We start from the raw sequence: 11,812 nt of genomic DNA, 5'->3' as shown, positions 1-11,812 counted from the left end.
TCATCAGGCGCTCCTCGTCCAACCTCGTTTCCCAGGCCCTTGGGGCTCCGGGTCGGTGTCCGTGTCGCTCTGACCTGGAATAAGTTACGTGTTGCTACGAACAGAAGTCAAATCGGCTGGTCAGAGGGGCAATTCACGCAATTCGCACACTCTCGCTCTTGCGACCCATGGTCGGGTGGACGACCTTGGTGGTGTGTACGTCTGCGATTGGTCGATTACCAGTTCTGTTGTCGACGAGTTCGCGGAACGAGTTCCCGGCCATAAAGAAACCGACTGGCGTGTTAGTTGGCTGCCGGGCCGATTGTTCACCCGCGCCCAGGCGCTGGCCGCCATCGAATTGGCCGAACTCCTCTTCGACCCAGCCCGCCCCGCGGACGCCGACATCCACGCCACCATCGCCGCGACCGCCGCACAGCTCGGCGTCCGGCCCATCGATGTGGCCGTCACCCTCTCGGCACGACACCCCAGCCGCTGACCCCACCGCTGTCCACCCCTAGGTGGGCCCGTATACGCCGGGCGGACGATTCCCGCCGGAAGCCCCTCCGCCCACGGGTGGAATTCCTTTGACACCCACCGGGAACGGGCCGAAATTGGGGCTGTGACAGGGGTAATCGCACGTCCCGAACGATCCGGAACAGACTGGTCACGATGGTTGCGGGGCCCGGCCGACCAGCCACGCTGGGCCCGGCCCGCTCTGCTGGGCATCGCCGTCACGGCCGGGGTCCTCTACGCCTGGGGCATCAGCTCGCAGACACCACACCTCTATTACTCGGCCGCCGCCCGCTCGATGAGCATGAGCCGGCACAACTTCTTCTACGCGGCCTTCGACCCGGACGCGACCATCAGCATCGACAAACTGCCGGGCGCGATCTGGATCCAGGCGCTGTCGGTACGGGTATTCGGGCCGCACACCTGGGCGTATCTCCTACCTCAGGTCATCGAGGGCGTGCTCACTGTGCTCGTGCTCTACCGCGCGGTGCGGCGACTGTCCGGTCCGTACGCGGCCCTCGTCGCGGCAGCGGTCGCGGCCCTGGCGCCGGCGGTGGTCGCGCTCGATCGCGGCAATATCTCCGACACCCTGCTGATCCTGCTGCTGGTGCTGGCCGCGGAGCGGGCGGCGGCCGTGATCGTGTCGGGGCGGGTGCGGAATCTGGTGTGGTGCGGGCTGTGCATCGGCCTCGCCTTCCAGGCGAAGATGGTGCAGGCCTGGTTGATCGTCCCGGTGCTGGCGGCGGCGCTGCTGCTCGCCGCGCCGAGAAGCGAACTGCGACAGCGCATCACGGGTCTGGCCTGGTTCGGCGCGACCACGCTGGCGGTATCGCTGAGCTGGATGACAGTGGTCAGCCTGGTGCCCGCCGGGCACCGGCCGTACGTGGACGGCAGCCACCACAACTCGCTGTTCGAGCAGGTCTTCGTCTACAACGCGGCCAGCCGCACCAATGACGGATTCAGTGTGGGGTCGGCCAACTTCACCACCGGTGGCCAGGGCTCCGGATACCGCGCGGAGCTGGTGCTCGGGCCGGACAGCCGGTTCGACCATCTCTTCGGAGGCGGCGGCGGTCGCGAGACCGGGTGGTTGATTCCGCTCGCGCTGGTCTGCCTGATCGCCCTGGCCTGGGCGGCCCGGCGGCGGCCGCGCACCGACCGCGAGACCGCGGCGCTGGTGCTGTGGGGCGGCTGGCTCGTGGTCCACCTGGCGATCTTCCTGGTGATCGGGACGGTGAACCCCTACTACCTGGCGGTTCTCGCACCCGCGATCGCGGCCCTGATCGGCATGGGGGCCCAGGCTTTCCGCCAGACGGATGATCGCCGGGTGCGTGGGCTGGGGTTGGCCGCCGTGGCCGCGACCGCCGGGTACGGCTGGTGGCTGTCCGCGGCCGCGCCCGGCTGGGTACGGGCCGGGCTCGTGGTCGTCACCGTGGTGCTCGTCCTGGCCGCGCTGCGCGTCCGCGAATCATTGGCAACCGCACTGCTACTCGTCGCGGCGCTCGCCGCGCCGACGACGGCCGCGGTCGCGGTGGTCGCCGACGGATACGGTCCGCTGGACACCCCCTATGAATCGGCGCAGGCCCGGCAGGTCACCCGGGGCTTCATGGCCTCGGCCCTCACCTCGGCCCGGGAACTCGATGCACAGCTCGCGAAAACGCCCGGCGACCCGCGATATCCGCTGGTCACCTTCACCTCCGCGCTGGCCTCGCCGTTCATTGTGAGCAGCGGCCGGGAGGTGCCGGCCATCGGCGGCTTCACGGGCGCGGCCCCGGTGCCGACCACCGCCGAGGTCGCCCGCATGATCGAGGCCGGCGAGGTCGGACTGGTCCTGGTGACGCCCGCGGACGACGCCCGTGTGACCTGGATCCGGCAACACTGCCGCGCACTGCCCGGCGGCGGGGACGGCGCCGCGGTCCTCGCCTACACCTGCGCCCGCCACTGACAGCTGAACCGAAACAGTCCCGAATCACTGTGCGGCACTTAGCATCACTGACCATGCAGGACATCAGCGGGCTGATTCACAAGATCAAGCACGGACTCGACACTCAGGTGAGCGTCGCGCGGCTGCGGCGAAACCGCACCCTCGCGGAGGCCGCGGCCGGACGCACCGTCCTGATCACCGGCTCCTCCTCCGGCATCGGACGCGTCGCCGCCGCCCAACTCGGCGCGGCCGGAGCCACCGTGCTGCTGGTCGCCCGCCGCGCCGAGGAACTCGAACAGGCCGTCGCCGATATCGAGGCCGCGGGCGGCAAAGCCGTCGCCTACCCCTGCGACCTCAACGACTTCGACGCCCTCGACGCCATGACCGCCACCGTGCTCGCCGACCACGGCCACGTCGACATCCTGGTCAACAATGCCGGCCGCTCCATCCGCCGCTCGCTCGACCAGTCCTACGACCGCTTCCACGACTACGAACGCACCATGCGGCTCAACTACTTCGCGGCCGTCCGCCTCATCCTCGCCTTCGCGCCCGGCATGCGGGACCGGCGCGACGGCCACATCATCAACATCCTGTCCCTGGCCAACCTCTACGGCGGCCCGGGCTACGCGGCCTACGTCGCATCCAAGGCTGCCCTCGACTCCCTGAGCACCAGCCTCCAAGCCGAAACCCACACCGAGAACGTGCGTTTCACCTCCATCTACCTCCCGCTCGTCCGTACCCCGATGATCGCTCCCAACGCCGTCTACCAGAACGCCGACGCCCTCACCCCCGAAGAGGGAGCGCAGATCATCTGCGACGCCATCATCGATCGGCCGCGGCGACTCGCCCCGGTCATGGGCCGAGTCACCGCGCTCCTCGACAGCGTCCTGCCCGAACGCGCCGACGGGATCCGCAGCGCGCGCTTCCGGCAAGGCATGTGACCAGCGCCCCGGGGACACCGTCACGCGGACCGGCGGCCCCACAGTGCGGCCAGGGCCAGCAGCCATCCGCTCCACAGCACGTACCCGGCGAAATTCGCCTGCTGCGCGCCCGGCACCTGCCACGGAGCCACCACCCCGGCCAGGATCAGGGCCGCCGCCACTGTTCCGAGCACCTCGAACCAGCGCGGAAAGCCCCGGTGCCGCAGAGCCGATGCCGCCAGCACCGTCCAGGCGGCGGTCAGCGCATAACCGCACATCTCACCGAGCGCCGTACCCAGCAAGCGATTCCAGAACTCGAATTCCGATGCGGCGGAGCCACTTCCGGACGCGGCGCGCTCCGCGAGACCCGGCGCCGGCAGCGGCCAGCGCAGCAGGCCGGCGGCCTGCACCACGCCCGCCGCGACCCCGGCACGCACCGCCCAGCGCATGCGCGCCGAATCATCGCGGCGGCCTGCCAGCAGCGCGATCGGAACGAGCAGCAGCGCGCCGAACGCGAGCACGGAGAACCACGCGACCACCACGGACTCGTGCGCCCGGAACAACGCCAGCACCTCCGCGCTCGGACGGGACAGGACACGCGGATAGTCGAATACCGCGCCCAAACCGGCGAACCCGGCATTCATGCACACGACTGCCACGACGATCGGAACCCGCGGCAGCAGCGTCGTCCTGCCGGTGGAGGATTTCGTGAGGGTGGACATGACGGGGCTCCTTCACCGGTGCACGGCGGGCTGGGCGTCCAGGGTGGCGCGGACGGCATCCGCGAGCGGCGTCGGGTCGAGGCCGAAGTGCGTGGTCGCGGCGCTGGAGTCCAGGACGAAGGGGCGGTCGAATTGGTAACGCAGTTCCCGCATTTCGCGGGCATCGGGTACGAACAGGCCGACCGCCCAGAGCAGGGCGGCGGGCATGCGGCCGACCCGGGCCGACGGCGCGCCGGCCAGCGACGCGGTCAGGTCGGCCAGGGCGCGGACCGACAGCGGTGGCGGCGTCGGGACGTGCCAGGCTCGACCCCAGGCGGTTTCGTCATCCGCGACGGCGACCAGCAGGCGGGCCACGTCCTCGGTGGCGGTCCAGCTGTGCGGGGCGTCCGGGTCCGCCGGGACCAGGGCGCGCTTGCCCGCGAGCACCGCGGGCAGCACCAGCACGCTGAAGGCCGAGGTCGCGTTCGGGCCGAGGTAGTCCGAGCCGCGCACCTCGGCGGTGCGAATGCGACCGGCCCGGTGGGCGGCGAGCTGCTCGGACCACATGTCCGCGCGCACCCGGCCCTTCACCGAATTCGGCCGCAGCGGATGCGATTCGGTGACCGGACCGTCGAATTCGCCGTAGCCGTACAGGTTTCCGACGGTGATCAGGGCCGCGCCGGAAAGCTCGGCGGCGGTCAGGACGGCGCGATGCAGGGGTGGGAAATCCTGTGGCCAGCGGTGATACGCGGGCTGGGCGCACTGGTACAGGGCGGTGGCGTCCGCGCAGTGGGTCAGCAGGGCTGCCGGGTCGGCGGCGTCGGCGGCGATGCGCTCGATATTCGGGTGGCCGGGGCCGGAGCCGCCACGGGTGACGATGCGGACATGGTCACCTCGCGCGGCGAGCAGTCGCGCGGTGGCCGTGCCCACCGGGCCCGCTCCGATGACGACGTGCAGGGACATGGGGTCCTCGATCCTGTCGGATGTGGATAAGTCGAGAACACTGTTCTCGCCCTGTCGACGGTAGAAGTGAACACCGTTTCCCGTCAAGAACACTGTTCTCTCAGTCGCCTGCCGTTCTCCGAACGGTTGCCTGTTCTCTACACTGCGGATATGTCCGCCGGATCCCTGCGCGCCCGCGTCCGCACCGAAATGATCGAGGAGATCAAGGCCACCGCGCGCAAGCGGCTGGCCACCGACGGCGCGAACCTGTCCCTGCGCGGCGTCGCCCGCGACATGGGGATCGTCGCCTCCGCGCTCTATCGCTACTTCCCCAGCCGCGACGACCTGCTGACCGCCCTCATCCTGGACAGCTACCGATCCCTAGGCGCGGCCGCCACCGCGGCCCAGGCCAACGTCCCCGCGAACAACGAACGCGCACAATGGCTTTCGGTGTGCGCATCGGTCCGGGACTGGGCCGTCGCCAACCCCACCGAATACGGGCTCCTCTACGGCAGCCCCATCCCCGGCTACGACGCTCCCAAGGACACCGTCGGCCCCGCCGCCACCGTCGTCATGCTGCTCGCCGGCATCGCCGCCCACGCCGCGACCGCCGACCGCCTCCACCCCGCACCCCTGCCCACTCCCCTCCCCGCCCCGGTACGCGCGGACCTGCGCACCCTCATCGAAGAGCAGTCGTCCGACCTCCCCGAAGAAGTCCTCGACCGCGTATTCCTGGCCTGGACACAGCTTTTCGGCCTGATCACCTTCGAGATCTTCGGCCGCCTCGACGGCACCATCGAAGCCGTCGCCGACTACTTCACCCACCACATGAACCTCATGGCCGACCTCGTCGGCCTCCCCGCCGAAAGCTGATCCGGCACAAGCGAATCGGCCTGTGCGCCACCATCACACGCCTGGGCCGGCCACCGCGTGCCGATCGCTGCCCCCTTCCCCGCACATGGCCGAGGGCCCGGCCACCGTCCGGTGGCCGGGCCCTCGTTCTTCAGATGTGTTGCCGGAAGGCAGGACTCAGAAGTCCATGCCGCCCATGCCGCCGGTCGGGTCGCCCGCGGGGGCGGCCTTCTCCGGCTTGTCGGCGACGACGGCCTCGGTGGTCAGGAACAGGGCCGCGATGGAGGCCGCGTTCTGCAGGGCCGAGCGGGTGACCTTGACCGGGTCGGCAACGCCGGCGGCCAGCAGGTCGACGTACTCGCCGGACTCGGCGTTCAGGCCGTGGCCCGCCGGGAGGTTCGAGACCTTCTCGGCGACAACGCCCGGCTCCAGGCCGGCGTTGAAGGCGATCTGCTTCAGCGGGGCGGACAGCGCGACGCGGACGATGTTCGCGCCGGTGGCCTCGTCACCCGACAGGGACAGGGCGTCCAGGGCCGGGGCGGCCTGCAGCAGCGCCACGCCACCACCGGCGACGATGCCCTCTTCGACGGCAGCCTTCGCGTTGCGGACGGCGTCCTCGATGCGGTGCTTGCGCTCCTTGAGCTCGACCTCGGTCGCGGCGCCGGCCTTGATCACGGCAACACCGCCGGCCAGCTTGGCCAGGCGCTCCTGCAGCTTCTCACGGTCGTAGTCCGAGTCCGAGTTCTCGATCTCGGTGCGGATCTGCGCGACACGGCCCTTGATGGCCTCCGGGTCGCCCGCGCCCTCGACGATGGTGGTCTCGTCCTTGGTGATGACGACCTTGCGGGCGGTGCCCAGCAGCTCCAGACCGGCGGTCTCCAGGGAGAGGCCGACCTCTTCGCTGATGACCTCGCCACCGGTCAGGATGGCGATGTCGGCCAGCATGGCCTTGCGGCGGTCACCGAAGCCCGGGGCCTTGACGGCGATGGACTTGAAGGTGCCACGGATCTTGTTGACGACCAGGGTCGACAGGGCCTCGCCCTCGACGTCCTCGGCAATGATCAGCAGCGGCTTGCCGGCCTGGATGACCTTCTCCAGCAGCGGCAGCAGGTCCTTGACGGTCGAGATCTTCGAGCCGACGAGCAGGATGTACGGGTCCTCGAGGACCGCTTCCTGACGCTCCGGGTCGGTCACGAAGTAACCGGAGATGTAGCCCTTGTCGAAGCGCATGCCCTCGGTCAGCTCCAGCTGGAGGCCGAAGGTGTTGCTCTCCTCGACGGTGATGACGCCTTCCTTGCCGACCTTGTCCATGGCCTCGGCGATCAGCTCACCGATGGACGAGTCGCCCGCCGAGATACCGGCGGTGGCAGCGATCTGCTCCTTGGTCTCGACCTCCTTGGCGGTGTCGAGCAGCTTGGCGGTGACGGCCTCGACGGCCTTCTCGATGCCGCGCTTCAGGCCGAGCGGGTTGGCGCCGGCGGCCACGTTGCGCAGGCCCTCACGGACCAGCGCCTGGGCCAGCACGGTGGCGGTGGTGGTGCCGTCACCCGCGACGTCGTCGGTCTTCTTCGCAACTTCCTTGACGAGCTCCGCGCCGATCTTCTCGTACGGGTCCTCGAGCTCGATTTCCTTGGCGATGGAGACACCGTCGTTGGTGATGGTGGGGGCGCCCCACTTCTTCTCCAGCACCACGTTGCGGCCCTTGGGGCCCAGGGTCACCTTGACAGCGTCGGCGAGGCTGTTCAGGCCACGCTCGAGTCCGCGGCGAGCCTCTTCGTCGTACGCAATTGTCTTGGCCATTGCGTTGAGATCCTCCAGATCAGGGGATTGGCATGATCTGGTCAGGTTCGGTGCCCGCGACGGACGACCCGGCTCATTTGGTCAAATACAGCCCGGTCTCACCGTTTCCGACCTAGCACTCGCAGGTGCGGAGTGCCAAATCCCTTTTTAGCACTCGCCATAGACGAGTGCAAGGTTGGGGAGATGGCCGCACGAGTCCTCTCGGCGGCCCGGATCCCACGAGGACTACGAGAAGTGGGAGCGGTCGTCTACGCGCAGCAGCAGGGCGATCAGGGCGTCGGTACGACGTTCCTCCGGAGTCCGCGGCTCGCCGTGTTCGACGGTGACGAGTTCGGCATCCTGGAGGAGGAGTTCGGCTTCGATTCGCATGATGGCCCGGATGAACGGTGGCGCGACCTCGGGTGGGAGGTCTCCGTTCACGATGTAGCCGCCGTCCGGCGTGTCCTCGGTGGAGACATAACTGAGCGCGCGCAGCAGATCGGCGCGCTTTTCCCCCGCAACTAGGTCGGAACCCTCGTCGCCCGCCATTCCACAATCGTATCTGCCGCATCATGCACACCAGAGGACCCGGTGACGCGGGGATGATCGCGAGCCCTACATCACCAGGTCGGCAGCATGGTGGAGCGACACGCCGACTACTGCGTGTCGGGGGCGGGTGCCGTGACGCCGGGCACCGGCAGCGAGCTCAGCAGGTCCGCGATATCGGCCTGCACCGAGTCCTTGTCCAGACCCAGGCCGGACAGGATGCCCGCGCCGTTCTCCTGGTCCAGCAGGGCGAGCAGCAGGTGCTCGGTGCCGATGTAGTTGTGACCCAGTCGCAAGGCCTCACGGAAGGTCAGCTCGAGGGCCTTGCGGGCCTTTGCGTCGAACGGGATGAGCGCGGGCACCGGTTCGCCGGTGGCGGCGGGGAGGGCGGCCGTGGCCACCCGGCGGACGGCGTCGCCCGAGACGCCCTTGGCCTCGATGACCTTCACCGCGAGGGATTCCGGCTCGGCCAGCAGGCCCAGGATCAGATGCTCGGGACGGGTTTCGAGATTGCCGACGGCCCGGGCCTCCTCCTGGGCGGCCATCACCACGTGGCGGGCGCGCTGGGTGAAGCGGGCGAACCCGGCATTGGGGTCGAGGGCGGCGACCTGGCCCGGGTCGGCGGGCGCCTTGGGGACGAAGCGCTTCTGAGCGGCCTGCTTGGTCACGCCCATGCTCTGGCCGATATCGGTCCAGGACGCGCCGGAGCGGCGGGCCTGGTCGACGAAGTGGCCGATCAGATGGTCGGCCACCTCGCCGATGTGGTTGCCGAGGACCACGGCGTCGGAGAGCTGTTCGAGGACGTCGCCGGGCCGGGCCTTCTTGATGCCGTCGATCAGATCGTCGAGGCGGATGGAGTTCGTCATGCGTCAACTGTAGGTTGACCACTCCGCAATGGTCAACCCTAAGTTGACGCTAGTCCGGGCGTGGGCTCAGAGCTTCGCCGCCCGGCCCACGGCCCGCACGATCTGCTCCTTGATCCAGGCCGCCGTGCGACCGGTCAGCACCGTGCGGCCATTCGAGTCGTCGGCGTGCATGAACTGGACGACACCGTCGCGACGACCCAGGCTGACGCAGGTCAGCACGAAACGGACCCGATAGGGCGCCGGCGTCTTCCCGCGCACCCGGGCGGCCACCGCCGCACCGATGTACTTGCCCGCGGGCTGCGCGGCCTGGCAGGACATCCGCGCCTCGCGGCCGTTGTGCCCGAGCATGACCGCCGCGTCACCGACCGCGTACACCTCCGGGATGCCCTGCACCCGCAGCTGCTCGTCGACCACGACGCGGTCGCGCGCGTCCACCGGCAGGCCGGAGCGGGCCGCCACCTCCGGCACGGTGAAACCCGTTGTCCAGAGCACGGTTTCGGCGTCGATGCGCTCGCCGTCGACCAGCTCGAGTCCGGCCGCGGTCACCGCCGCCACCTTGGCGACGTGCACGCGGACACCGAGGCGGTCCAGGACGGCGCGAATGTGCGCGGCCGCCTTGGGGATCAGCCAGCCTCCCGGTTCGTCGGCGCTCACCAGCAGGACCTCGAGGTCGGGCCGGGATTCGGCGAGTTCGGTGGCGGTCTCGATGCCGGTGGGGCCGCCACCCACCACGGCGACCCGGCCGGCGAGCGCGGGGATCCGGCGCACATCCTCGGAAGTAGCCACGGTGTGGGCGAATTCGGCGGCGCCGGGCACCATGCCCAGGTCGGCCCGGCTGCCGAGGGCGTAGATCAGCGAGTCGTATTCGACGACTCCGCCGGAGGCCAGTTCGACGCGGCGGGCCGCGGTGTCGATCCGTTCCGCGCGACCGGCGACGAACTCGATGCCCTTGGCCTCCAGGGTCTTCCGCAGTTCCCAGCGCGGCACGTCCTGACCGGCGGCGACCTGATGCAGCCGCACCCGGTCGACGAATTCGGTGTGCAGGTCGATCACGGTGACCCGCGCGCCCTTCGCCTTCACCGCCTGCCGTGCCGCGGCCAGCCCCGCATAACCCGCGCCCAGTACGACGATTCGATGCTGCCCGGTCATGAGAGTGCTCCTTACCCGGCCCCCGCTCGGTGGCCGACACCCTCTAGACCGGACAGTCCCGCGATCCCTGACAGATTCCGGGTGTGTCCTGCGTCACCCGCGAATTCGCGGCGCGGAAATAGCCGTTATCCGGCGGTTTCGCCGGCGAGTCGCTGCTCGGCACGCACGAGATAGGCCAGCTTGTCCGGGTTCACCACGAGCTGGAGCGAGGCGATCGAAGGGCCGTCGAACTCGGCGGACACGGTACCCATCACGGTCCCCGCCAGCCGGGCCACGAACGCCGGCGCGGCATTGATCTCCTCGACCGCGAAGGTGAGACCCGGCATCTTCTTGAACAGACCCACCAGGTAGCGGGCCACGTTCGCGGCGCCGAGGATGGGCCGCTTGGCCGCGTGGACCTTCGCGCCGCCATCGGCGACGGCGACGATATCGGCGGTGAACATGGCCTCGAGCGCGGCCAGATCACCGGATTGCGCTGCGCTGAGGAACTTTTCGACCAGGTCGCGCGCATGCGCCGGGGCGGGTTCGAAACGCGGGCGCTCCTCGTGCACGCGGTGGGTGGCGCGGCGGTACACCTGCTGTGCATTGGCCTCGGTGAGTTCGAGCATGTCGGCGATCTCGCGGTGCGCGTAGCCGAAGGCCTCGCGCAGGACGAAGACGGCGCGCTCGGTGGGGCTGAGCCGCTCCGCCAGCGTCAGGAAGGCGATCGACACCAGTTCGCGCTGTTCCGCCGATTCCAGAGGACCGAGTTCGCCGTGCCCGGTCGGGACCGGTTCGGGCAGCCAGGGGCCGACGTAGGTCTCGCGGCGGGCGCGGGCCGAATCCAGCCAGGTGCGGCAGAGGTTCACCAGGATGGTGGTCAACCAGGCCTCGGGGGAGCGGATTCCGGCGCGATCGGTGCCGTCCCAGCGCAGGTAGGTCTCCTGCACGGCGTCCTCGGCTTCGGCGGCGGAGCCGAGCATCCGGTAGGCGAGCGCGAACAGGCGCGGCCGATGCCGTTCGAATTCGGCCAGCCCGTTCGCGTCCATCGGTGCCCCAGTTCTCGTCCTACGCAATCGTTTGAGGACGATACGCCTGCCGCCGCGGGCCACCGCGGTGACCACCCGTCACCGGGGTGCGGTCCGCGCCCGCCGAGGAGGCAACGGCCGCCCGGCCGGGAATCGGCGCGAAACTACTTGGGCGCCACCCGGATCGCCACCGCGACCGGCGTATTCGCATACGCCGAGGCCAGGCAGGCCAGTTTGGCGGTACCCAGCGCCACGTTCGGGCTGCCGTCCAGGAACGACCCCGGATTGGCGGCCAGGACCTGGTCGATCACCTGCTTCTCGACGTCCTCGGTGAGGTCGCGGAAGTCACCGCAGGTGGTCTGGGCGCCGGCGGGCGCGGCCGTCTTCTTGGCCGCGGTGGCGCTGGTGGGCGCCTCGGCGGGCGGTTGCACCGGGGCGGCGACGGTGGTGGTGGTGGTGGAAGCGCCCGCGCTGGTGGTTCTGGCCGCAGTGGTGGTCCCGGCCTGCTTCAGGCCGTTCGTATCACTGGATTTGTCCGAACCACAACCGGCGAGAGTCAACGCCATCGCACCGGCGGCGAGGGCGACGATCGAAAGACGCTTCATACCCTGCTTTCCGAACTTTCCGAGAGTGCCAGCAC

General features: G+C 69.6%; 12 protein-coding genes. 4 read left to right on the top strand and 8 right to left on the bottom strand.

All coding sequences use genetic code 11. The annotated features are described in order from the left end of the window. Positions 1-301: 301 nt before the first annotated feature. From ACWEQQ_RS31070 to ACWEQQ_RS31060, 3 genes are all read left to right on the top strand, one after another. Positions 302-475 carry a hypothetical protein gene (locus tag ACWEQQ_RS31070; protein WP_452341679.1) on the top strand — a complete coding sequence of 58 codons (174 nt, stop codon included), beginning with the start codon at positions 302-304 and terminating at the stop codon, positions 473-475. Between the two features lie 123 nt (positions 476-598). After that, positions 599-2,431 (top strand): ArnT family glycosyltransferase, encoded by a 1,833-nt coding sequence (locus ACWEQQ_RS31065; RefSeq protein WP_452350734.1) that lies wholly within the window; start codon positions 599-601, stop codon positions 2,429-2,431. 53 nt (positions 2,432-2,484) lie between these two features. Beyond that, the gene (locus tag ACWEQQ_RS31060) at positions 2,485-3,351 is read left to right on the top strand and encodes an SDR family NAD(P)-dependent oxidoreductase (protein WP_452350733.1); all 867 of its coding nucleotides are present in this window, start codon (positions 2,485-2,487) and stop codon (positions 3,349-3,351) included. Positions 3,352-3,371: 20 nt separating this feature from the next. Here the strand turns inward: ACWEQQ_RS31060 and ACWEQQ_RS31055 are convergent, their stop codons facing one another. Both ACWEQQ_RS31055 and ACWEQQ_RS31050 read right to left on the bottom strand, forming a co-directional pair. Further along, a complete protein-coding gene (locus tag ACWEQQ_RS31055) occupies positions 3,372-4,052 on the bottom strand; it encodes a DUF4386 family protein (protein WP_452350732.1) in 681 nt (226 codons plus the stop codon). A 12-nt stretch (positions 4,053-4,064) separates the two neighbouring features. Beyond that, positions 4,065-4,994 (bottom strand): NAD-dependent epimerase/dehydratase family protein, encoded by a 930-nt coding sequence (locus ACWEQQ_RS31050; protein WP_452350731.1) that lies wholly within the window; start codon positions 4,992-4,994, stop codon positions 4,065-4,067. A gap of 150 nt (positions 4,995-5,144) precedes the next feature. On the opposite strand from ACWEQQ_RS31050, the gene ACWEQQ_RS31045 reads away from it, so the two are divergent. Then, positions 5,145-5,846: a TetR/AcrR family transcriptional regulator gene (locus tag ACWEQQ_RS31045; RefSeq protein ID WP_452350730.1), complete on the top strand. Its 702-nt coding sequence runs from the start codon at positions 5,145-5,147 to the stop codon at positions 5,844-5,846. A 156-nt stretch (positions 5,847-6,002) separates the two neighbouring features. On the opposite strand, the gene groL is transcribed toward ACWEQQ_RS31045, so the two are convergent. The 6 genes from groL to ACWEQQ_RS31015 form a co-directional block, all read right to left on the bottom strand. Next, positions 6,003-7,625, bottom strand: a complete 1,623-nt coding sequence (groL, locus tag ACWEQQ_RS31040; RefSeq protein WP_354843619.1) for a chaperonin GroEL — start codon at positions 7,623-7,625, stop codon at positions 6,003-6,005. A gap of 225 nt (positions 7,626-7,850) precedes the next feature. Next, positions 7,851-8,153, bottom strand: coding sequence for a hypothetical protein (locus tag ACWEQQ_RS31035; RefSeq protein ID WP_071343351.1), 303 nt, complete (start codon positions 8,151-8,153; stop codon positions 7,851-7,853). Positions 8,154-8,260: 107 nt separating this feature from the next. Next, positions 8,261-9,016, bottom strand: coding sequence for a Clp protease N-terminal domain-containing protein (locus tag ACWEQQ_RS31030; RefSeq protein ID WP_452350729.1), 756 nt, complete (start codon positions 9,014-9,016; stop codon positions 8,261-8,263). A 66-nt stretch (positions 9,017-9,082) separates the two neighbouring features. Beyond that, on the bottom strand, positions 9,083-10,165 hold the full coding sequence (locus tag ACWEQQ_RS31025) for an NAD(P)/FAD-dependent oxidoreductase (protein ID WP_452350728.1): 1,083 nt from the start codon (positions 10,163-10,165) through the stop codon (positions 9,083-9,085). 125 nt (positions 10,166-10,290) lie between these two features. Next, positions 10,291-11,193: an RNA polymerase sigma-70 factor gene (locus ACWEQQ_RS31020; protein ID WP_452350727.1), complete on the bottom strand. Its 903-nt coding sequence runs from the start codon at positions 11,191-11,193 to the stop codon at positions 10,291-10,293. A gap of 143 nt (positions 11,194-11,336) precedes the next feature. Further along, positions 11,337-11,777, bottom strand: coding sequence for a hypothetical protein (locus ACWEQQ_RS31015; RefSeq protein WP_452350726.1), 441 nt, complete (start codon positions 11,775-11,777; stop codon positions 11,337-11,339). Positions 11,778-11,812: the final 35 nt, after the last annotated feature.

Source organism: Nocardia sp. NPDC004123 (assembly GCF_053603795.1).
The sequence above is the reverse complement of the archived record's forward strand: the minus strand, read 5'-3'. Positions and strand labels throughout refer to the sequence as shown.

What these genes read in the sequence shown, in the direction of transcription:
- ACWEQQ_RS31030 (WP_452350729.1), bottom strand. Translation starts at nt 9,016, where the DNA reads ATGACGAACTCCATCCGCCTCGACGATCTGATCGACGGCATCAAGAAG.
- ACWEQQ_RS31055 (WP_452350732.1), bottom strand. Translation starts at nt 4,052, where the DNA reads ATGTCCACCCTCACGAAATCCTCCACCGGCAGGACGACGCTGCTGCCG.
- groL (WP_354843619.1), bottom strand. Translation starts at nt 7,625, where the DNA reads ATGGCCAAGACAATTGCGTACGACGAAGAGGCTCGCCGCGGACTCGAG.
- ACWEQQ_RS31035 (WP_071343351.1), bottom strand. Translation starts at nt 8,153, where the DNA reads ATGGCGGGCGACGAGGGTTCCGACCTAGTTGCGGGGGAAAAGCGCGCC.
- ACWEQQ_RS31015 (WP_452350726.1), bottom strand. Translation starts at nt 11,777, where the DNA reads ATGAAGCGTCTTTCGATCGTCGCCCTCGCCGCCGGTGCGATGGCGTTG.
- ACWEQQ_RS31050 (WP_452350731.1), bottom strand. Translation starts at nt 4,994, where the DNA reads ATGTCCCTGCACGTCGTCATCGGAGCGGGCCCGGTGGGCACGGCCACC.
- ACWEQQ_RS31045 (WP_452350730.1), top strand. Translation starts at nt 5,145, where the DNA reads ATGTCCGCCGGATCCCTGCGCGCCCGCGTCCGCACCGAAATGATCGAG.
- ACWEQQ_RS31020 (WP_452350727.1), bottom strand. Translation starts at nt 11,193, where the DNA reads ATGGACGCGAACGGGCTGGCCGAATTCGAACGGCATCGGCCGCGCCTG.
- ACWEQQ_RS31025 (WP_452350728.1), bottom strand. Translation starts at nt 10,165, where the DNA reads ATGACCGGGCAGCATCGAATCGTCGTACTGGGCGCGGGTTATGCGGGG.
- ACWEQQ_RS31060 (WP_452350733.1), top strand. Translation starts at nt 2,485, where the DNA reads ATGCAGGACATCAGCGGGCTGATTCACAAGATCAAGCACGGACTCGAC.